General features: G+C 43.2%; 20 protein-coding genes. 5 read left to right on the forward strand and 15 right to left on the reverse strand.

Features of this window, described 5'->3' with window-relative positions; all coding sequences use genetic code 11:
• The first annotated feature begins 114 nt into the window (after positions 1-114).
• Complete coding sequence (locus QM738_RS22375; protein WP_462278990.1) at positions 115-1,953, forward strand: AAA domain-containing protein; 1,839 nt, start codon at positions 115-117, stop codon at positions 1,951-1,953.
• A gap of 2 nt (positions 1,954-1,955) precedes the next feature.
• On the opposite strand, the gene QM738_RS22380 is transcribed toward QM738_RS22375, so the two are convergent.
• From QM738_RS22380 to QM738_RS22395, 4 genes are all read right to left on the reverse strand, one after another.
• Positions 1,956-3,131, reverse strand: coding sequence for a threonine aldolase family protein (locus QM738_RS22380; RefSeq protein ID WP_462278991.1), 1,176 nt, complete (start codon positions 3,129-3,131; stop codon positions 1,956-1,958).
• A gap of 135 nt (positions 3,132-3,266) precedes the next feature.
• Positions 3,267-6,488, reverse strand: a complete 3,222-nt coding sequence (locus QM738_RS22385; RefSeq protein ID WP_462278992.1) for a T9SS type A sorting domain-containing protein — start codon at positions 6,486-6,488, stop codon at positions 3,267-3,269.
• Between the two features lie 89 nt (positions 6,489-6,577).
• A complete protein-coding gene (locus QM738_RS22390) occupies positions 6,578-7,261 on the reverse strand; it encodes a hypothetical protein (RefSeq protein WP_462278993.1) in 684 nt (227 codons plus the stop codon).
• Positions 7,262-7,302: 41 nt separating this feature from the next.
• Positions 7,303-8,742 (reverse strand): aminotransferase-like domain-containing protein, encoded by a 1,440-nt coding sequence (locus QM738_RS22395; RefSeq protein ID WP_462278994.1) that lies wholly within the window; start codon positions 8,740-8,742, stop codon positions 7,303-7,305.
• Between the two features lie 104 nt (positions 8,743-8,846).
• On the opposite strand from QM738_RS22395, the gene QM738_RS22400 reads away from it, so the two are divergent.
• On the forward strand, positions 8,847-9,332 hold the full coding sequence (locus tag QM738_RS22400) for a GNAT family N-acetyltransferase (protein ID WP_462278995.1): 486 nt from the start codon (positions 8,847-8,849) through the stop codon (positions 9,330-9,332).
• Between the two features lie 114 nt (positions 9,333-9,446).
• Positions 9,447-10,511: a branched-chain amino acid aminotransferase gene (locus QM738_RS22405; RefSeq protein ID WP_462278996.1), complete on the forward strand. Its 1,065-nt coding sequence runs from the start codon at positions 9,447-9,449 to the stop codon at positions 10,509-10,511.
• A gap of 58 nt (positions 10,512-10,569) precedes the next feature.
• On the opposite strand, the gene QM738_RS22410 is transcribed toward QM738_RS22405, so the two are convergent.
• From QM738_RS22410 to QM738_RS22440, 7 genes are all read right to left on the reverse strand, one after another.
• Positions 10,570-10,746, reverse strand: coding sequence for a hypothetical protein (locus QM738_RS22410; RefSeq protein ID WP_462278997.1), 177 nt, complete (start codon positions 10,744-10,746; stop codon positions 10,570-10,572).
• A gap of 28 nt (positions 10,747-10,774) precedes the next feature.
• Positions 10,775-10,897: a hypothetical protein gene (locus QM738_RS22415; RefSeq protein WP_462278998.1), complete on the reverse strand. Its 123-nt coding sequence runs from the start codon at positions 10,895-10,897 to the stop codon at positions 10,775-10,777.
• Positions 10,898-10,962: 65 nt separating this feature from the next.
• Positions 10,963-11,583 carry a hypothetical protein gene (locus QM738_RS22420; RefSeq protein ID WP_462278999.1) on the reverse strand — a complete coding sequence of 207 codons (621 nt, stop codon included), beginning with the start codon at positions 11,581-11,583 and terminating at the stop codon, positions 10,963-10,965.
• Positions 11,584-11,629: 46 nt separating this feature from the next.
• Positions 11,630-12,079, reverse strand: coding sequence for a hypothetical protein (locus tag QM738_RS22425; protein ID WP_462279000.1), 450 nt, complete (start codon positions 12,077-12,079; stop codon positions 11,630-11,632).
• Between the two features lie 13 nt (positions 12,080-12,092).
• Positions 12,093-12,647, reverse strand: coding sequence for a GNAT family N-acetyltransferase (locus tag QM738_RS22430; protein ID WP_462279001.1), 555 nt, complete (start codon positions 12,645-12,647; stop codon positions 12,093-12,095).
• A gap of 55 nt (positions 12,648-12,702) precedes the next feature.
• Complete coding sequence (locus QM738_RS22435; RefSeq protein WP_462279002.1) at positions 12,703-13,632, reverse strand: hypothetical protein; 930 nt, start codon at positions 13,630-13,632, stop codon at positions 12,703-12,705.
• A 129-nt stretch (positions 13,633-13,761) separates the two neighbouring features.
• A complete protein-coding gene (locus QM738_RS22440; protein ID WP_462279003.1) occupies positions 13,762-14,187 on the reverse strand; it encodes an SRPBCC family protein in 426 nt (141 codons plus the stop codon).
• Between the two features lie 356 nt (positions 14,188-14,543).
• On the opposite strand from QM738_RS22440, the gene QM738_RS22445 reads away from it, so the two are divergent.
• Positions 14,544-15,005, forward strand: coding sequence for a hypothetical protein (locus QM738_RS22445; RefSeq protein WP_462279004.1), 462 nt, complete (start codon positions 14,544-14,546; stop codon positions 15,003-15,005).
• 63 nt (positions 15,006-15,068) lie between these two features.
• Here QM738_RS22445 and QM738_RS22450 read toward each other — a convergent pair whose 3' ends face one another.
• A complete protein-coding gene (locus tag QM738_RS22450; RefSeq protein ID WP_462279005.1) occupies positions 15,069-16,058 on the reverse strand; it encodes a Gfo/Idh/MocA family protein in 990 nt (329 codons plus the stop codon).
• A 110-nt stretch (positions 16,059-16,168) separates the two neighbouring features.
• Between QM738_RS22450 and QM738_RS22455 the strand changes: the two genes are divergently transcribed.
• Positions 16,169-16,669, forward strand: coding sequence for a deoxycytidylate deaminase (locus tag QM738_RS22455; protein WP_462279006.1), 501 nt, complete (start codon positions 16,169-16,171; stop codon positions 16,667-16,669).
• Positions 16,670-16,806: 137 nt separating this feature from the next.
• Here QM738_RS22455 and QM738_RS22460 read toward each other — a convergent pair whose 3' ends face one another.
• The 3 genes from QM738_RS22460 to QM738_RS22470 form a co-directional block, all read right to left on the reverse strand.
• Positions 16,807-18,513: a sensor histidine kinase gene (locus QM738_RS22460; protein ID WP_462279007.1), complete on the reverse strand. Its 1,707-nt coding sequence runs from the start codon at positions 18,511-18,513 to the stop codon at positions 16,807-16,809.
• A gap of 259 nt (positions 18,514-18,772) precedes the next feature.
• On the reverse strand, positions 18,773-19,153 hold the full coding sequence (locus QM738_RS22465) for an Hpt domain-containing protein (protein WP_462279008.1): 381 nt from the start codon (positions 19,151-19,153) through the stop codon (positions 18,773-18,775).
• Between the two features lie 31 nt (positions 19,154-19,184).
• Positions 19,185-21,416: a response regulator gene (locus QM738_RS22470; RefSeq protein ID WP_462279009.1), complete on the reverse strand. Its 2,232-nt coding sequence runs from the start codon at positions 21,414-21,416 to the stop codon at positions 19,185-19,187.
• Positions 21,417-21,428 lie beyond the last annotated feature (12 nt).

Here is a 21,428-nt window from a genome sequence, read left to right on the forward strand (position 1 = left end):
AAGTACAACTTCAGCGGACTTTCTATGTTCCCTATGTGCCTATGTGGTTAAATTTTCTTACATGGTTAATTTCCTTCATTTTTTTATTCTCTCTTTCCTCGTTATTTTCACACTATGCCAGTAACAGATCCGCAGATAAAGATTTTATTGCAATGTATCGCCCTTGAAGAAAAAGAACAGGTAAAACGCTACAGTTTAGACCAGCAGCATACTTTAAAAGCATTAAAAGCCGAAGGCCTCGCCCTGCACCCCATTGTGGTAACCAGGAAGAATTTTGGTTATGCCGATTACCCGGAAATAAGTTTTCGTTTAAATTTTCCACCCGAAGCCAATATGTTCAAAGATGGCGCCGCCATAGAATGCTTTTGCACCGGGGAGGAACCGGTAAAAGGGATATTATTGAATATGGACGGCAAATCCGGCAAGTTCCGTTTGTTTGCACCCGATTTTCCCGACTGGATTGAAGAGGATAATGTAGGCATCAAGCTGGCACCCGACCAACGCACCACCACCATTATGAAGACGGTGCTGAACAACCTGGAAGCCAATAAAGAACAATACCAGTTATTTCAGCAATTGCACGGAACTACTAACATTAACGGGCACACGATAAATGTCAATACCTCTGCCCTCTCCTTTCGCAATAAAAACCTCAACGAAAGCCAGCAACAGGCAGTAGCCGCCATAGCAGCAGGCGAAGCTGTTACCATAGTGCATGGCCCGCCGGGTACGGGCAAAACCACCACCCTGGTGGAAGCCATTATACAACTGGTAGAAAAAGGAGAAAAAGTACTGGTGGCAGCGCCCAGCAATACAGCGGTGGACAATATTGCCAAAGGTTTAATAGCAAAGAATGTACAACTATTGCGGGTGGGCAACACCAGCAAAGTGGATGAGGACATTTTTCAACATACACCAGAGGGAAAATTATCCAACAGTAAACAGTTAAAAGAGATCAAGCAATTAAAGATACGTGCCGAAGAGTTCCGCAAGATGGCCTTGAAATACAAGCGCAGTTTTGGCAAAGCAGAAAGAGAGCAGCGCAATTTATTATTTAAAGAAGTAAAGAACATCCGCACCGAAATAAAAAGCCTGCAGGCCTACAACGAAGAAAAACTGTATAGCGAGGCAGCAGTCATCGCAGGCACACCGGTAGGATTATATGATGCAAAGATCAACCACCTGCATTTTGATACCTTGGTAATAGACGAAGCCGGTCAATGTATTGAACCACTGGCATGGTGCATCTTTCCGCTGGCAAAAAAATATGTGCTGGCAGGCGATCATTTGCAATTACCTCCCACTGTATTAAGTAACGAAGCGGCCAGGCTTGGTCTCAACCGTTCTATACTGGAAGTAAGCATTGCCACAATAAAAAATGTTTTCTTACTCAATACGCAATACCGCATGCGGCAGGCCATTGCAGGTTTTTCAGGCGGCTATTTTTACGACGGCCTTTTGTTAACTGCAGCGCATTTAACCAACAACCATACACATATCACCTTCATCGACACCGCCGGTTCCGGCTTTAATGAAAAGCACGGCCCCGATGGCAGCAGCCTGCAGAATGAAGGTGAATTACAAATAGTACAAAAATTACTGGAAACAGAACAACTGGATCCGCAGCAAACGGCTTTCATATCTCCTTATTCCGGGCAGGTGGCTGCAGCAAAAGAATTGCTGCCCAAGCAACTGCGTATAAGCACCATCGATAGCTTCCAGGGGCAGGAAAAACAAAATATCATTCTGTCGCTGGTGCGGAGTAATGATGATGGTGATATTGGCTTTTTAAAAGATTACCGCCGCATGAACGTGGCCATCACAAGGGCAAAGGAACAACTGTATGTGATAGGCGACAGCGCCACCATTGGCGCCGACCCTTTTTACAATGCATTTTTAACCTATATGGAAAACAACGGCAACTACCGCACCGTTTGGGAATTTGAACTATAATATCATGCCAGGCTTTTGGTAAAAGCATCCACCACGTACGCAAGATCGCGGTACAGCAGTGTTTCATTTACTGCGATCAATCCACTGTTATTATTATCGGGTATGGGCATCCGTATATTAAAATTATTCTTCAGCGAGGCCTGCAGTTTTTTCCCGTCCACTTCTTTAGCCAGTTCCAACTTGTATAAATTGGTGCCGCCGTCCAGCGCTGTGATCTTAATACCGGGCAGTTTATTTAATTCAGTGAACAGGTCGGTACTTCTCATCCTGGTTTGCAGCATTCTTAATTCCAGTCCCTCCAACCGGTTCAATGCCATGGCGGCATTCGCCCAGTTGCCATACATTGAGCCGCCGTGTATTTTTATTAAATGCGGCATCTTCTCTATCACTTTTTTATCGCCACACAATACAGCGCCACCTGCAGCGCCCATGTATTTATACAAAGAAATATAGACCGTATCAAAATAAGATGCATATTCCTTTACACTAACACCCGACCATGCAGCCGCTAAAAATATCCTTGCACCATCCAGGTGTAGCTTAATATCATTGGCTTTACAATACGCACTGATCTTTTTTATTTCGTCCAGCGGCACCATCCTTCCTTCCGAACGGCGCACCGGGTTCTCGATACTAACCGCACCCACACCCGATTTAAACACTTCCTGTTCTGCCAATGCGTCTACGGCCTGCTTTAAAGCTGCAGCGGTAAAATAAGTTTCACCCTTGGCCAAAGGCATCAGTCGTTTCTGAAACACAGATTGTGCTGCATCCGCCTCATCGCGGTACACATGGCTGGTATCCTGCACAAATACCTTGGTATTCTCCCCACTCAAAACAGCAATGGCCAGTTGATTGGCCATAGTGCCGGTGGGCATAAAAATAGCTTTTTCTTTACCGGTTATCTCGGTGAATTTCTTTTCCAGTGCGGCAATGCTGCCACCATCTCCATAACGGTCACGCTCAATGGCAGTGGTGCTGTTGGCCTGTTTCAGCAGATCAATATAAGCGGCGGGTTCAAACATTTCGCCGTCTCCAAAAAATTTTATAGGCAATTCATCTGCAGGTTCGGGAGTATGTTTTTTTTCTGCAGCAAATAAACCTGCGGCGGGTATCATGGCAGGTAAAGCAGAAAGACCGGATAGTTTTAAAAAGTTTCTTCGGTTGGCTTTTGGCATAGTTACTGTTTAATGCCTGAAAATACAATTATTTTACATTACAGTAGCAAAACGTTCTTTTTTAACATAATGCTATAAAAAAATCCGGGACCTCATAACCATGAGATCCCGGATATAACAGAAGTACTTATATTTTTATTGAACCATCAGTTTTGCTGTAGTTGCTGTGCCTTCAGCCGTAACAATGCGGATAAAATAAAATCCTTTTTGCCATTGACTGGTATTAATATTCCGTTGCACTTCTGTAAAATTAAATGTTTTGTACACGGCACCGCTGGCGGTATACACTTCCACCGTTTTATTACCGGCAACATTTGCAGTAATGGTAAACTGGTTATCCTTTACAGGATTAGGATATACCATTACCGTAACCGGTGTTCCTTCCCTGCCTATCCACCTGATATCAGACAAATAACTGTTACCGGTGATCTCTTTCACTTTAATACGGTAATACAATTTTTCGCTGCTGATATTTTTATCTGTGAATGTATAAACCAATTGTCCTGAAAGAGCGCTCACTGAACCAACCACTGTAAAGTCACGGCCATTGGCAGAACGCTGTATCTCGAATGACGCTACATTATCCGCCTGCCCCAGCTTCCACGACAGTATGCCTTTATCATCCATCCTGTTGGCAGTAAAATATTCAAAAGTTACCGGCAGTACTGCAAATGCAGATACCACCACATCCGAACGGAACTTTTTAAAATTATCCTGTGTAAGATCTTTCGCAGCTATGCCATCACCATAATATACATTATCGCCATTATCACTGATGAACTGTAGTTTATCCAGCGCCAGCTGACCGCTTTCATTCACCTGCATCACACCTTCAATGTTCAAACCTGTTACGTCAAAAGATGTAAGTTGTACAGGCGCATCGGCAGGGTTACCGGTCCATTTATATACAGCAGGATCGAGTACATTATCATCAGGATTACCTGCAAGAATTACATAGAAACCATTACTGATACGAACGATATCACGGATACCACGCAAACCGAGATCCAGTTCAATAGGCGTACCGATAACAGGATTGCCCGCAGGTGCACCATTGTTGAACCATGTTTCAAAATTCTGCACCGGTGCTATCACCGCGTTGGTATGTGTTGCATTAGGCACTAACGGTGCCCTGAACCCGATATATAATGTGGTATTATCCGGACCAAAAGCCATTCCTTCAATATTAAAACCATCCACCTGTTTAGGATCGTGACCTGCTGCTGCACTGGCAGTAAAATTATAACCATTGGCATCGCCCCAGTTGATCAGTTGCAGACGCATATTGCTGTAAGAACCTGCATTGTTAAATGTAGTGGCAGCACCCACACCACTGGAAGTAATAGCGAAAATGCGGTTACGGCTCGGCCTGTCGGGGAAAGGACTGCTGCTGCTGTTGCTCATAGAACCCATCCAGTAGCTTTTGCCGGAAGTGCTGATGCTGCTCACACCTGCTTCCACATCCACTTCCCTGCCATCAGAAAGTCCCAGTACATTGGCCTGGTTAAAATCAAATGTTTTAACAGCCAACCCGGGTTGTGTACGGTCAAATACATACAGGATATTTTTTTCATCATCCGAAATGGTCATGTAATTATCATTCTGTGCAATAGCAGCAGAAGCATCAGAATCACCACTGTGCCAGCGGGTACCTGCAGACGCAGTTGCCGGCGACGAAGCCGCATAATTTATTAGCAGTGTTTTAGTATCCGTTCCGCGGGTAAGCGTCAGTGTTACATTGGCATAACCAACAGCTGCAGGGGTGATCTTAACAGTTGACTGTCCATCTGCCTTGGTAATATTGATATTGGCATTGGGCAAAGCGGTTGTATTATCGCTTACTGCCGTTAAAGTATAGTTAGCAGCCGGTATGCTGAGCCCGGTTTCTTTTACATCTACAATAATACCCTGTTGCTGTGCAGGGTCCAGCGCATCACCGATAGTAGTGGTTACATAAGGAGGATTGATAGCCGTAGTACCTGTATTGAATGTAAGCGCCAGTGCATTATCACCGGTACCGGTTACGGCAATCGTATTCGACGGGCCACTGAAGCCGCCACCACTGATAGTGATGTTACCCGTTTTTAATCCCGATGACTGCGGGCTGAAACGTACCTGCAGGCTACCGATCACAGCGCCATTGCTGCTGTAGGCCACTGTAGTACTGGCGCCCCATGTACTGCCATCGTTGGAAACCTGGTAGTTAGTATTGGGCGCTGTAACACTTACAGTACCCGAAGCCGGTGTAAGATTATATCCATACAAGGTTATTGTTTGTGGTGTGGAAGTGGCACCCGAAAGTGTATTCGCAAAACTTACTGCATAAGAGGATGGATAAACTGTTGGAACCAGCGGCACCCTCGGTGCAAACGCAATGCCTTTAATGATCTTGCCCGCAGGTGCAGTATATAAGTTTACATTATTACCGGTAGTGATGCTGATGGTAGCATTGTATCCTGCAGCATCGGTTGCTTTTATTACGCTGTTGGCAGTAAGTGCACCCTGCCCTGTGGTAACATACAAATAAGCGCCGCCGCCACCTGCCTGTGCAGCAAGACCAAAACCACCAAAGGCCGTGGTGTAAGATCCGTTGGCCACCCATGAGCCTGCTACTAATGAATATTTATTGATGGTGCCTGCTGTATTGGAAGTTGCAGAAAGTACATATAACACATCAAAAGTATTGCCGTTGGATCCGGAAGATACGAGGTAAAAATCCTGCAGGTTGGCATTATTGGCAAGGCCTGGCAAACCTGTAACAGTACCGCCGGTAGCTGCGCTGATAGTGCTGACCTGTATCACTGTAACAGTACTGCTGGCTGATGACACATACACCACACCACCAAATGCTTTTACCGCACGGAAATTACCTGTAGGGCTGGCTGTGGTGGTGCTATTGGAATACATACCGTTTTGGTCTCCGATATACCAGGTGCTGTTATTTAAACCGGTGGCGCATCTTGTTTGCTGACCGGAAGCGCCGGTATAAGTAGTTGCCAGGTTAAACGTACCCGGTACACAATAAGTAGCTACGCCACGGGGAAGAAATGTGTTGACGTTGCCGGTGGTTGAACTGCTGTTGTGCCCGGTAAAACACAGCAGGGTGCTGTCATTGCTGTTGGCCACATAACCGGTAGAAGTAGCGCTGCCCGAAAAACGCAGTATATTTCCATCAACAGCATGTGTGCTGATAGCCGACTGCCCGGCAGCTGTGGTATTGATCTCTATTACATTAAAAGTAGTGTTGGTATTGGATGCTTCTGCCTGTAAAAAAGCAAGGTTACCGGGGGTAAAAGCCTGTGAGAACCCCGTGATACTGAACAATAAAAAAAGAAAAGTGTAAGTAAATTTTTTCATGAAGTGAGTTTCGGCAAAGTTGAACCCACAGCATGACGATGGTGTTACGCAATTATTAACTTAATGTTACGAAAACATCACAGCAAGCATTACCAGACCTTGTACACCACCCCATTGATCTTTTGCATGGTGGAACCCGTTTTCATAGCGCCCTGTAATTCTTTTTTATCAAACTCGTTGTACCAGCTGAAGGAAACACTGCCGATACTTTTTATTTTTCCTTTATTGAGTTTATCATCAAAAACAGAATAGTAAGTGATGCTGGTGTTACCGGCCGATTTTAATTTACCCCGGAAACTTTCATTGTCATACGAACCAAAATAAGTGAAGGAAGTATTGCCGGCTGTTTTTAATTTACCGCGGAAACTTTCATTATCATAGTTCATATAATAATCAAACTGCTGGCTCCCGATGGATTTTACTTTACCTTTTTGTTCTGCCGGCATAGAAGCGCCGTAATAAGTGATATTGGCAGAACCAATACTTCTAACCTTGCCCCTGTAAGCCTCATCCGCTTCTTCTCCATAATAACTCACACGGCCTGCATAAGGCAGCAATTTGCCTTCGTAATAACCCATACGGCCGGGCTCCAGTTCGGTACCCCAGTCAATGATGGAACCATCGGGCGTTAAGCGGATGATCACATTTTCGCTGGTGATAAAAGAATAGGAAGCCAGTGTAGTGGCGCCTGTTAAACTTACCTGGCTTAATGACTGTGAAAAACCAACCAGTGTGAGGAGGCTCAGGGATATGGCTAAAAAGCATTTTTTCATTGTAACGATTTATGGTATAAAATTATCAAAATTCCGCCTTATTACAGCATTTTCTTTATCAGTTTCCCCAGCATCATCAGGCCATAATCCGCATCATCACTCCAGGGTTTTCCAAAGCTCAGCCGTATATAATTCGTGTAATCAATACTGGCCGAAAATATCTTACCCGGCACAATGGATATCTTATGTTTCATTGCTTCGGTACGCAGTTTAAAGGAATCCACTTTTGAATTCAGCTCTATCCAGAATGTTAAACCACCTGCCGGCCGGGATATCTTGGTATCGGCAGGAAAATACTGGATGATCCCCTGCATATAACGTAAACTTTGGGTGTGTAGTGCCTTGCGCAGGTTTTTTAAATGGTATTCGTAACGGCCGTTTTTAAGGTAATGCGCCATAGCTGCCTGCGTAAGTGAAGGGCTGCAGATATTCTGTATACGTTTTACCTGTTTTACCTGCTCAAAATATTTACCCGGTATCGTCCAGCCAATGCGATAACCCGGCGCCAGTGATTTTGATAAAGATGAACAATGCATCACCATCCCTTTGGTATCAAAATATTTACAGGTCTTCGGGCGCATTTTGCCAAAATACAATTCACCATAAATATCATCTTCAATTAAAGAAATATTGTTTTTAGTGATGATGTCCACCAGCTTCTTTTTGCGTTCATCACTCATGCAGGTGCCTAACGGATTATTAAAATTGGGTACCACCACGCATGCTTTAACAGGATATTTTTTAATGGCTTTTTCCAATGCATCCAGGTCAAGCCCGTTAACAGCATCGGCCGGTATCTCCACCACTTTCAGCCCCAGGCTTTCTATGGATTGATAGATACCGAAATACGTGGGACATTCCACTGCCACCGTATCACCATGATTGGTAACAGCTTTCAGGCACATCATCACTGCTTCCAGCGAACCGCTTGTAACGATCACTTCATCCGGTTTTACTTTACCGCCCCAGTTAAAAGAAAGCTTGGCGATTTGCTGGCGCAATTCCAGGTTTCCCTGCGTTTGTTCGTAACCGGTACATCCATCTTTGGTATTGCGCAAAGCATGTATCACCGACTTGTTGATCTTGGCAGTGGGCAACAGCGAAGCATCCGGTGCGCCAATAGCAAAATTGATCGTATCCTTTGCAGCGATATCGCCATAAATAGAAGTGATCATATCCTTCACACTCACTTCGTGCGAAATGGCTTCCGGTTTTACCTGGTCGGGCAACTGCGGAAAACGCTGGTGATTGAAACGCACATAATAACCGGACTTAGGCCTGGATTCTATCAATCCCCTTCCTTCCAAATGATAGTATGCCTGGAAAGCCGTACCCATACTGATGCCGTATTCATCACTCAGCATACGTACAGAAGGCAGTTTATCGCCAATGCGCAACACTTCGCCTGCGATCATTTTTTCAAGTCCGTCGGCCACCTGCAAATACAGGTGATCGTCTGAATTAAAGTTATTTTTTTTCATCTCCTAAAAATCTGATATAGTCAAAAATAACAAATCTGCATCTGTTTTAAATCAAAAAAAAGCAGAATTTTTGTGTAAGATTTATAAAAAGAAAAAGTTGCGCCATGAATAATATCACAATTGTGCCTTACGAAAGAAAGCACCAGCCTTATTTTGAAAAATTCAACCGGCAATGGATAGAAGCCTGGTTTACAATGGAGCCAGTGGATGAATATGTACTCACCAATCCTGAAGAAGCGATACTGAAAGATGGTGGTGCTATATTAATGGCTTTGTATGATGGTGTGGAAGCCGGTACGGTGGGTTTAAGAAAAGTGGATGAACATACCTACGAATTCACCAAGATGGCGGTGGATGAAAATTTCCGTCGTAAAGGAATTGCAGAAGCATTGAGCTATGCCAGTTTTGAAAAAGCGAAGGAACTGGGCGCCACCAAAGTGATATTGTATTCCAATACAAAAAATGCAAATGCCATTAAACTATACGAAAAGATCGGCTTTAAGCATTTGCCTGTAGAGCCGGGTGTATACGAAAGAGCGAATGTAAAAATGGAAATACCCATCGAACAAACAGAACCCGCAGAGATGTGAACACATTCACACATTCGCAAGTTCGATATCGAATGTTGAATGTCCGGATATCGAATGGAGAACTTGCGAATGTCGAATATAAATGCAAATTTTTAAATTAAAAATAGATCCATTATGGAATTAACAGTTGATATACCCGTACGTAAAACCCTTCATTCAAAATTGAGCGAAGTGGATTTTAATGAGCTGGAGTTTGGAAAATATGTAGCGGATCACATGCTGGTTTGTGATTATGCAAATGGCGAATGGAGAACACCGCAGGTAGTGCCTTATGCTAACCTTTCATTGAGCCCCACTACCCTTGCGCTGCATTATGGCCAAACGGTGTTTGAAGGCATGAAAGCATTTACCATGCACGATGGCCGCATCAACATCTTCCGCATGGATAAACATTACGATCGTTTTTTAAAGTCGCTGGACAGGATGTGCATGGCGCCTGTACCAAAAGATATTTTTACGGAAGGATTGATCAAATTGATTCAGCTGGATAAAGGATGGGTTCCCACTGCAAGCGGCAGCGCTCTGTACATTCGCCCTTTCATGTATGCCAGCGAAGCGAAATTTGGTGTAAAGGTTTCGGATGAATACCGCTTTATTATTTTCACAGGACCGGTACCTTCATTATTTGCAAAACCTATAAAAGTAAAAGTAGAGAACCAGTATATAAGAGCTGCAAAAGGCGGTACAGGTGCGGCAAAATGCGGTGGCAATTACGGTGGCGCCTTCTATCCCACCCAATTGGCCAAGCAACAGGGCTACGACCAGGTATTATGGACCGGTGGTAAAGACAACCAGTTCATTGAAGAATCGGGGATGATGAATGCTATGTTCGTGATCAATGATGTGTTGGTTACACCACCCTTATCTGATTCTATTTTAGACGGCGTTACCAGGGATTCTTTACTTACACTGGCAAACGACCTTGGCTATACAACAGAAGAAAGGCCGGTAAGTATCAGTGAGCTGGAAAAAGCCTTTAAAGAAAAAACCATCAGTGCTGCATTTGGTGCCGGTACTGCAGCCGTAGTAGCGCCGATAGCCGTGATCAATATTAACGGTACCGATTACACGCTACCGGCATATAACGACAATAGCCTGCACAATAAATTAAAAGAACAACTGGAATTGATACGAACAGGCAGGACCACGGATATACACGAATGGAATTGTATTATTTAAAGAACAATTTTTGGGTTAGTTTAAAAGTTAAATAAGGCAAGTTTTATATTTGCTTTATTTATTTTGGATCAGGGATAACGATGGGTTCCGGTTCCGGGATGATGATCGGCTCTGGTTCAGGAATGATGATCGGTTCCGGCTCCGGTATAATGATCGGTTGCGGATCAGGGATCGTGATTGGCTGTGGTTCCGGTTCTTTAACAGGGGGAGTATTGGGTTTAGGAAATGATTGCATACCATACGTTTTTAAATGATCAATAGTCTCAGCAATGCACATTGCCCAGTAAAAAATACACGATAATAAATATCACGATAAAGCCGAGGCAACCTCCGCCCCATTTCCACCCGGCATAACCGGCGATCAATGTTTTTAACCAGTCTCTCATATAGTTTTTAAGATACTATACAAAAAAACTGTGCCAACAACACACCAGGGGTTTTAATAAAATATTCAGGAAATAAAAATGCGGGCGCTTTTCCTGCGCTGTACATTAACGGGCAGTTTACGGATACTGTATCCTTTCATTTCTTCCAGCAGCAGCCTGGTTATTGGATCAGCTTTTTTCAATGCAGCGATCTCACTGTCTGTTTTCAACTGGTTAAAAATTATTTTATTGAAGGAAACAAAGTCTTTGTTATACAATGTATAGCAGCTTATAAAATTTTTAAAAGCGGTAACCGCCTCCTCAAGTTGTATATTTTTTTCCGCAATCATAAAAAACTGCACTTTATTATCATTGATGAATATTTCGCCGGTACTGCCATTGATGATGTCAAAAGAATCGTTGGCTTTGGTAAGAAAAAGCAATAATTTTTGTCCCGGCTCCGCTTTTTTTGCACGTACATCACAGGTCCATTCACGGAACATTTTAACAATGATCTGTTTGGCAGGAATACCTTTAATGGTCTTATCAATATCGAAGGTGTATGTATTGCCGGATACGCTGCTGATCTGCCCGGTAACCACCAGGTCGGCCATACCAGCCACCACTTGCATGGGATAAGCTAGTTTTTTTGCGGCAGCTGTAAAAGAAAACAGGCATAGTGCCAGTAAAGAGAAACCGTTTTTCATGTTGCTATTTTTACAGAAGATGCAATAACCTTACGGTTTACATAAACTAACTGATCATTTCTATTATATACTGCATATTATTTATTTCCGCCGTATCGCCTGCTTTCAATCCCATCAAACGCATGCCCAGCGGCGATTGTGGCGACAATGCAATTACGGTAATGCCTTCCACCACTGCTTTGCCCAATGCCACACTCACAAACAGGTAACCTTTATTTGTTTTGACCAGGCTGCCGTTAACTATCATCGGCGCAACGATCGTTGCATCTATTTTTTCAAGCGCCGCTTTTTGCAGTTGTATCTCTTTTAACTGGTCCCGTTTATTGGCTTGTTCAATCTGCAACATCGCCAAAGCCGTTTCATGTTTATCACCGGCTGTGCTCTTGGTTTCATTGGCGCCGCTTTCTTTCAGATCGGCCAACACCTGTTGCACCAATTGCACTTTTTCATTAACCAATTCAAGGTAATGCTTGTATACTTTTTGTTTGAATGTCATTAACAGGGAAATTTTATGGATTGTTCAACAGCTGTTGCCAGCGCTCTTTTGTAATGCTGTATACAAAATCCAGCTTGGGCGCTTCACCATAATAAGCCAGTTCCTGTTCACCCGTCTTTATAGCGCCAAACCTTTCCAGTGAAATCTGCGAACGTTTATTAACAGCGCCAATAAAGAATTGTACCGTATCCACCCATTGAAAAGCATGTTGCAGCATCAATCGTTTTAATGCATAATTATGCCCCGTACCCCAATGGCTGCGGATAAAGAATGTATACCCGATAGCAACGGTTGCAGTGGCGGCATCATAATCGCTGTAGCGGGAGCTGCCGATGATGGCACCGGTCTGCGTATCCTTTACTAAAAAAGCGCCGCCGGATTCCATAGCGCCTTTAAAATAATTTGCAAATTCACTGCGCTGGTAGCGGTTCTTGTTGGGATGTTGTTCCCATATCAGCGGGTCGGATGCCGCATGGAATAATAATTCAAGATCCGTTTGTTGTAAAGGAACAGCCGTTACCAGTGCATCCTGTAAGATTGGTTGAAAATTGATCGCAGTGTTTATCATTGCAGCCTTTTTAAATAGCACTGCAAAGCTACTATAGTTAAAGGCAAGACGGTGATCAGTAATAAGTTATTTTACGCACTTCAACATACTCCACAGTGCTGTTCTTTAAATGTACGGCTTGAATGATACTGCCTTTTTCATCATAAGTATACTTCCAGGCATAAGTAGTGGCTGCAGCGCCATCCCGGGTAATAGTTTGCTGGGTGCATTCGCCGTGCTGGTCGTAGGTTTTTACAGTTGTTTCTGTGCTCTGTTTGGTGCCATTATAATAACTGCTGAGCGTAACTTTTATTTCTTTACCGTCTGCATTGAATTCGCGTACCCACTCCGATGAAATTTTACCGTTCTTATCCAGGTAACTTTCTGTAATCAGGTTGCCTTTATTATCGTACGAAAAAGTTTTAGCAGCATACAAACCAACTGGATAATACACTTCCTTTGCCTTTCGTCCTTTGATATCGTAAGTATAAGTGACCTCACTTTGTAAAGCGCCTTTTTCATCCCTGCGTGTTTCTTTGGACAGCATACCAGCTTCCCAGGTATATTCTGTGTATTCGTTGGAGGTGATATGAAATTTATCTGCCGGTCCGGACTTTGTTTCCTCTTTTGTTTGAAAACCTAATGCGTCGTACGAGTGCGTAACAGTGTACAACGCTTCATATTTATCGTTTTCCTGCACTTCTTTTTTCAGCTTTTTGTTTTCCCAGTAATAATGCAAGGTAGGTCCGCTGTTCTCATCACTGCCGCGCTGGTAATCCATGGCAGACATCAGGTCGCCATCTTTATTATATTCTATCAACTGGTTGGGATGCAGGTAAATATCGGGCACTTTCGATTTATCAGGCTGCTGCGATCCGGGCAATGGCTTATACCAGGTGATCTTTACCCAGTGAATGCCGGGTTTTACTTTTTTGGCAACAGGTTGTGCCGTTAACATAGGAAGGAGCAAAAGCGTACTGCAGACCGCTAAAAGAAATTGTTTCATTTACAGGAATTTACGTGCGCTAAAATTAAAGGACGATCATTTACAGGCATATACCCGCCAGCACGTATTTAATGCAGTTGCAGAAGAAAAATTGCAGCAATGCAAACTACCTGCATTGCTGCAATGAAGTTAGTTGGATTCTGTATATTTTTTAAAATTATCGAGTATCGCCTGCCAGCCTCCCTGCTGCATTTCAACAGGATTGGTTTCTTCTGCTTCAAAGCTTTCCACTATTTTGGTGGTATCACCGGAAGGCGTAAAATGTATTTTTACTTTCCTGCCATCGCCAATAGTATATTCAATGTATTCATTGTTCTTTACCACATCGTAGATGCCACCAAAATCAAAACCAAATGAACCATCCTTTGCTTCCATACGGGAAGAAAAACTACCACCTTCACGCAGGTCATTTTCTGCACGGGGAGTATGCCAATCCGGAGAAGCGCTGCACCACTGCGTGATATGCTGGGGCTGGTTCCAGTAATCCCATACTTTTTGTACCGGTGCATTTACTGTGGCTTGTACTGTTATAACAGTCCTGTTTGTTGTTTCCATTTTATTGAGTTTTAATGTTAGTGATCAATTTAACGATACAAATATCTGCCGAATTTTTATTACTCATGCTGTGTAAAAACGAAATTAACAGGGGTTATTTACGACAGCAAACATTATCCATTATTCATTATTCAATTATTCATTCCCCCGTGGTATTGCTGCTGCAATAAGGGATACAATTACCCCGCCAGTGTTTTTATTTCCACAATTCAATCCCTAATTTATAATAGCATCCTTACTGGCACAGGAATTGAATAGATCAAAGTACTGGTGCAATTGTACCGGCCTGTTTCCCACCTTAACATTTCCCCTCCGGCAATTGACCATCAAATTTGTAACCTTTAAAAATCAAACAGATGAAAAATACACTATTCAAACTGGCCTTATTTGCAGTAACTGCATTTGCAACGCCGCTAATTTTATCCGGCTGCGATAAAGATGATGATGAAACTACCACCACCAATGCAACAGCAAAAGAATATTTTGTAAATAATATGCTGAATAAAGAGCTGGTGGTGCCGTTGGCTACAGATAACAACGTTAACATCACCGCTAAGTTCGACGGTATGAGCTTTGCTTTTACTGACACGACCGCACTTGCAGGCGTAGCAACAGCTTCAAATGGCCTGTTATCTGTAAAAGGCACCTGGACCGTTGATGCAGGATATGAAAATATCAGTTTTTCTTTTCCCACCAATATCATTGCCGACCTGGCTTTCACCAATAAGCAATGGCATTTTATCAACCGGGATTCTGCCACCGTTAAACTGAATGCGGTAGCTGAAACAGGCGACGCGATATATTTCTCTAAAAAATAAACCGGGTACAATAAACGCCGTTTGTAATAAACGGCGTTTATTTTTTAACCAGCACTGGTTACATTAAATACTTATGGGTATTTGCTTTGCAGCGCTTGCAAAAACAGCTTCGATCACCGTCATATTATTTACTGCATCCTGCAAGCCGGTAGGTACAGCAATATTATCGAGTATGGCTTTGGCAAAAGCATTGCCCTGCAAAGTATATTGATCCACTGCATCAAAACTGATCTCCTGCGTGCCACCGGCAGTATGCAGCCATATACGGGTGGCCTGTAATGGTGGGGCATTAAAAGGTATCTCTATTTCAATTCTTCCCGTGGTACCCAGGATGTTTACCCGCTGGTAAGGCATCAATTGTGTGGAACAGGTAAAACTGGCCGTTCCTTTTTCAAAATGTAATATGCCCGATGCTATGCGGTCGGTTTTCATAACAGGATCAAATTCCACATCTCCAAAAACAGTGATGGGCTCTGCATTAAAAATAAAACGTGATAATGAAATGCAGTAACAGCCAATATCCATCAGTCCGCCACCACCGGCAGCCGGTTGATTGCGGATATTTTTTTCATCTACATTATAATAAGAGAAAAATGACTGGATGGTCTTAAGCGTTCCTATTGCACCGTCGGCCACCATTTGTTTGGTTTTGATCCATTGCGGGTGCAGGCGGTACATGAATGCTTCCATTATTTTTAAATGCGGGTATTGCATTGATACCTCCTGTAACTGCTTTGCTTCTTCTGCAGAAAGTCCTATTGGTTTTTCGCACAGTACATGCTTATTAGCCTGCAATGCTTTTACAGCCCAGGGTACATGCAGGTGGTTGGGCAAGGGGATATAGATGGCATCAATATCCTTATCTTCCAGCAATGCTTCATAGCTGCCATAAGCTTTGGGGATGCCCAATGCTGCGGCTGTTTGTTGCGCCTGCTCTATATTACGGCTGGCGATGGCTTCCACGCTGCACCAGCTGCCTTTTTGTATGGCTGGTATCACTTTTTCCCTGCCTATTTTTGCGGTGCTTAATATGCCCCAGCGTATCTTATCCATAATGAGATGTCTTTAAGTTTTAAAACTGTAATTTATACAATATTCTTTGCAGGTGCGCCAGCATAAAAGCAAATAGCTTACATTCGTAAACCGTCAAACCAAAATTTACAGTGTTGAAAAAGAGAGCGGATTATATTTCCTGGGATGAATATTTTATGGGTGTGGCATTGCTGAGTGCCCGCCGCAGCAAAGATCCTAATACACAGGTGGGCGCCTGTATCGTGAATGAAAAGAATAAAATTGTGGGCGCCGGTTATAATGGTCTGCCTATTGGCTGTGATGACGATGAATTTCCCTGGGAAAAGCAGGGGGAATTTTTAGATACCAAGTATCCTTATATCTGTCATGCTGAATTAAATGCCATTCTGAATAATATTGGTATGGACCTGCATGGCTGCAAAATATACACCGCACTTTTTCCCTGCAATGAATGCGCCAAGGCTATCATCCAGTCGGGTATTACAGAAGTGATCTATTTATCGGATAAATATGCCGGTACGGATACGGCCAAAGCATCGAAGCTGATGCTGGATAAGGCCGGCGTGGTATCCCGTAAAGTGAATTCGGGCATCAGCACGTTGGTGTTATCGTTTAATGAGGGGGATGTTTAGTACAACGAATTTTTTATTCGTTCTCTTCATATTTTAAAACGAATTAGAAATTCGGAACTCAGAAACGAACTACAAGTTCGTTACACAACCGAATTAAAAATTCGGTGGACTAACCGAATAGAAAATTCGGTACACCACTACGCCCGGATATATTTTTTTGCATTGCTCAATGCCGGTGTTACCGGGAAGATGATCAGCAGTTCGCAGCCTTTACCGGGTTCGCTGTAAATATTCAGCCGGCCATTGAATACATCCGTTCTGCTGCTGATGTTCTGCAAGCCTACACCGCTCCTTTTCTGGTGCACATCAAAGCCCACCCCATCATCTTTAATACTTAATACCAAACAATTATTTTGCTGTTTCAACCCAAGATGAATAGTACTGGCATTGGCATGTTTCAATATATTGGAAACCTGCTCCTGCACAATACGGTAAATAGCCAGTTTCAGCTCTTCTTTGATAAGCGTTTCATCGCAATCAAAACTACTCACAAACTTTACCGGGTTCACCTGGTCAATGCTTTCCACCAAATGCCCCAGCGCTTCCACAATACCCGTATGTCGGAGCGCAGGTGCCACCAGTTTTTTAGACAGTTTTCTTATTTCTTCCATTGCCATGCTTACAAAGTTCTTGCTGTCCTTTATAAGCGTCATCCTGCTTTCTTCCCGGGATAAAGCGCAATCAAGGTATAATCTTGATGTTGCCAGTATGGGATTGATATTATCGTGCAATTCTTCCCCTAGGAATGATCTTTCTCTTTCCTGGGCGGTAATAACGGCAGCGGTTATCTGCTGTTGGCGTTGCTTTTTTTCATGCGCCAGCTTATTCTCCAGCTTTACTTTTTCTGTTATATCCGTACAAATTCCATCCACCCTTACAGTAATACCTTCATCATCCAGTGTGGGCACCATTCTGGTCTCTATCCACCGGGTACTCTTGTACCGGTGTACAATGCGGTAGAACCTGGTGACGGTCTGCCCCTGTGCCAATGCATCGATCATATCATTCACCACGTATTCATCATCGGGATGGATCACTTTTTTCCACAGGTCCGGGTCACGCAAAAAATCATCCGGCGTGTACCCGAATACGTTAATACAGGCAATAGACACCTGTATAAATCTCTGTTCTGTGGCGTTGATGGAGAATAATACATCCTGTACCGTATTGAATATTTTTTCCAGGTTGGCATTGGCTTCCTGCAGCTTGTGGTTGCTTTGTTTCATGCTCTCGCTCATAGCCACCAGCACATCTTTCTGGCTCGCAGCTTCCTGTAATTTTCCTATCTCAAAACATTTGATCGCATAATTCTGTTCTGATCTTTTGAATTGATAAGCCCACAAACCACAGAGTGAAAATATCACGGTAGCAAGAGAGATATGGATCAGGAAAGTATCCAATGTCATGTGCTCCTGCGGAAAAAAGAAAACATAATTCACACCACTAAATTGCAGGTAAGCAAATGCTGCATGATGAACAATTACCACAATAGCGAGTGGTATCTGCAGCTTCCAGTTACGGTACGTGATCAACACCGCACTGCCGATAAATGCGAGGAAATGCATTTCGAACATGCCATGCATCTGGTAAATGTATAAAGCCATAAAAAGGCCCAGCACCACCGACAATACGTATTGATACAAATTGGATTTAGGCAATAAAAGTTTGCTTACATAATACGCACCCAGCGACAGGCTGCCCACACCAATGGCAATACCCTGGGTATCATAATAGAATCCGAGTAAAATGCCGGTGATAAAAAAAGCGATCAGGAAATAATTCATGATCCTGTCAGACCTTCTTTTTGCCTGTATCAGCAGCTCCTCAATATAGTTTTCTTTCATCAGGTACTTCTTTATAATCGGTTGCAATCAATTGCAAACAACTATTCAATAAACAAATGTCTGCTAAATAAAAAGGTCATTTTATAGTGTTGTTACTTTAATGGTATAGAATTAAGGCCAATTAAACAGTATAATCTTACTACATATTATTATTTATACAATATACTTTGTCTTTTATACAAGGTTTATAAAACAAAAAAGATGTGAGCATGGCCCACACCTTTGTGTTTTTCATCGGGTAATAATATCCGCAGCTTGTTTATTTCAACAACTGCATGTGCGCCTGCAAGGCTTTTTCAATTTGTTTGTATTGCTGTATCGCCTGCTCCACCAATGGGCTTAATGTATTGCTTCCTGCTCCCCGCCTGCCTGCATCTTCAATATCTTTCAGCAATGTTGTTAAATGATCTGCCTGTATCACGGCAGCACTGCTTTTAATTTTATGTGCTTTTTTGCAAACAGTATCAATCACACCCTGTTGCAATGCGGATTGCATCTCTTTCAGTTCTGCAGGTGTTTCTTCAATAAAGGCGCCCAGCACATCCAGTGTATATTCATTATCCTCCATTTCTTCCAGCAGGGAAAGATCGTATAATCCTGCTGCAGCGATATGCAGCTCCGTATTTTCAAAATTTTTCATGTGGTTTATTTTATAGGTAACAGAATTTTTATCAGGCTCTTTTTTCTTTGCTCATTTCCGACCATTTACTGAGCATGTTCACCAGCTCTTCCAGCTTTACGGGTTTGCTTAAAAAATCATCCATCCCCGATTCCAGGCACTGATCACGGTCTTCCTTCATGGCGTTGGCCGTCATAGCAATGATGGTTGGCTGAACAGCCAGCGTCTTCCTTATCATACGGGTCGCTTCCAGTCCATCCATTTCAGGCATCTGCATATCCATAAAGATCACATCGTAATTATTTTTCTCCGCCATATCAACCGCTATCCTCCCATTCTCTGCAAGTTCCGCTTCAAAGCCCAGCTTACTGAGTATCTTCAGCGCCAGTTTCTGGTTCACCAGGTTGTCTTCGGCAACGAGTATACGAAGTGGATGCTCCTTTGCAAAATCTGCATGCAATTTTTGCTTAACAGGTGCTGGTTCCCCCGGTGATTTTACCTTGCACCGCAGTTCATTGATCATCACTTTGCACAGCATTTCCTGTTTAATGGGTTTTGTCAATATTGATTTGAACAGTCCGGCATATCTTTTATTTCTTTCATCACCCACCGAACTCAATAAAATGATCGGCAGTTCAGGATACAGCTGTTGTGTTTTTTCTGCCAGCTCGCAACCATCCATATCGGGCATCTGCATATCCGTAAGCAGCAGGTCGAAGTGCATGCCTTTTGCCATTATCTCCAATGCTTCGGCGCCATCACAGGCCAGCGTTGGCACTACTTTCCATATCTCCAGTTGATTCTTCAATATGCAGCGGTTGGTAAGATTATCATCCACCACCAGCACCTGCTTGCCTTCCATACCGGCAATATGGCTGGTAACATAAGTACGCAGTGATTGTGAACTTACTGATGAATAGATATTGAATTTAAAAGTGGTGCCCACATTTTCTTTACTTTCTACATTGATCTGCCCGCCCATCAGCCCGATGAGTTTTTCGCATATCACCAGGCCAAGCCCTGTACCGCCATACCGGCGGCTGGTAGAAGAATCCACCTGTGAAAATGCTTTGAACAATCTTTCCATTTTATCTGCAGGTATACCGATACCGGTATCACGCACTTCAAATTCCAGTTCTATTTTTCCATCGCTTTTGGTTTGCAATAAATGTACGCCCACAAATATTTCTCCCTGCTGCGTGAATTTAATAGCATTACTAACGAGGTTTACCAGCACCTGCCTTAATCTTAAACTATCACCAATGATCTGCGACGGAACATTGTGATCGATCTGGTAAACAAGATCCAGTCCCAGTTTACCAGCACGGCTAGCAAAAACATCCAGCACTTCTTCAATGCAGGTACGCAGATCGAAATCCCTTTCTTCCAGCTCCATATTACCGGATTCTATTTTTGAGAAATCAAGTATATCATTGATCACCGTCAGCAAAGCTTCACCACAGGTACTGATGGTCTTGGCGTATTCCTGTTGCTCTGCAGTAAGTTGTGTTTCGTTCAGCAGCGATGCCATACCGATCACACCATTCATCGGTGTACGTATCTCGTGGCTCATGGTAGCGAGGAAAACACTTTTTGCTTTATTCGCCGCATCAGCTTCTTCTCTTGCTTTTTCTGCTTTTTCATAAGCTATTTTCAATGCCTCTTCATTGATCATTCTTTCTTTGTGTATCTGTGCTTCTCTTTCCATCCTGCCCATTTCACGGGTCTGTTCCACCTGTATCTTGCTGTATTTTTTCAGCAGGTAAGCCCACAGGCCACAGGTAAAAAATATGATCGCAGCCAGTACAATGTGTATGATAAAAGTGCTTAACTCCAGCGAATCGAGTTGTGTAAAATACACGCCTTTTACACCCGAATCCTGCAGGTAGCCTAAGCCGGCATGATGAATGAGTACGAACAATACCAATGGTATCTGCAAACGCCAGTTTTGATACGTGATCAGGATTGCACTGGCAATGAATGCTACAAAGTGCATTTCAAAAAGGCCGTGCATCTGGTAAATTCCCTGCGCCATGAATACACCCAGCACCAGGCTCAGTACATACTGGTACAGGTCCGAATCGGGCATGCTGTACTTGATATAATAATAAGCGAAAAGATTAAGGCCTCCCACACCAAAAGCTACCAGCCAGGTGTCGTAAAAAGGCGCAATGATAAGACCGCAGATAAAAAAACAGATGAGAAAATAATTCATCAGCTTATCCGATCTTTCTTTTACCTGCTGTGCAAACGAAACAGGTTTGATTGGTTGAACGATTTCCATTGATATTGGTTT

It is taken from the genome of Ferruginibacter sp., from assembly GCF_049840995.1.
Taxonomy (GTDB): domain Bacteria; phylum Bacteroidota; class Bacteroidia; order Chitinophagales; family Chitinophagaceae; genus Ferruginibacter.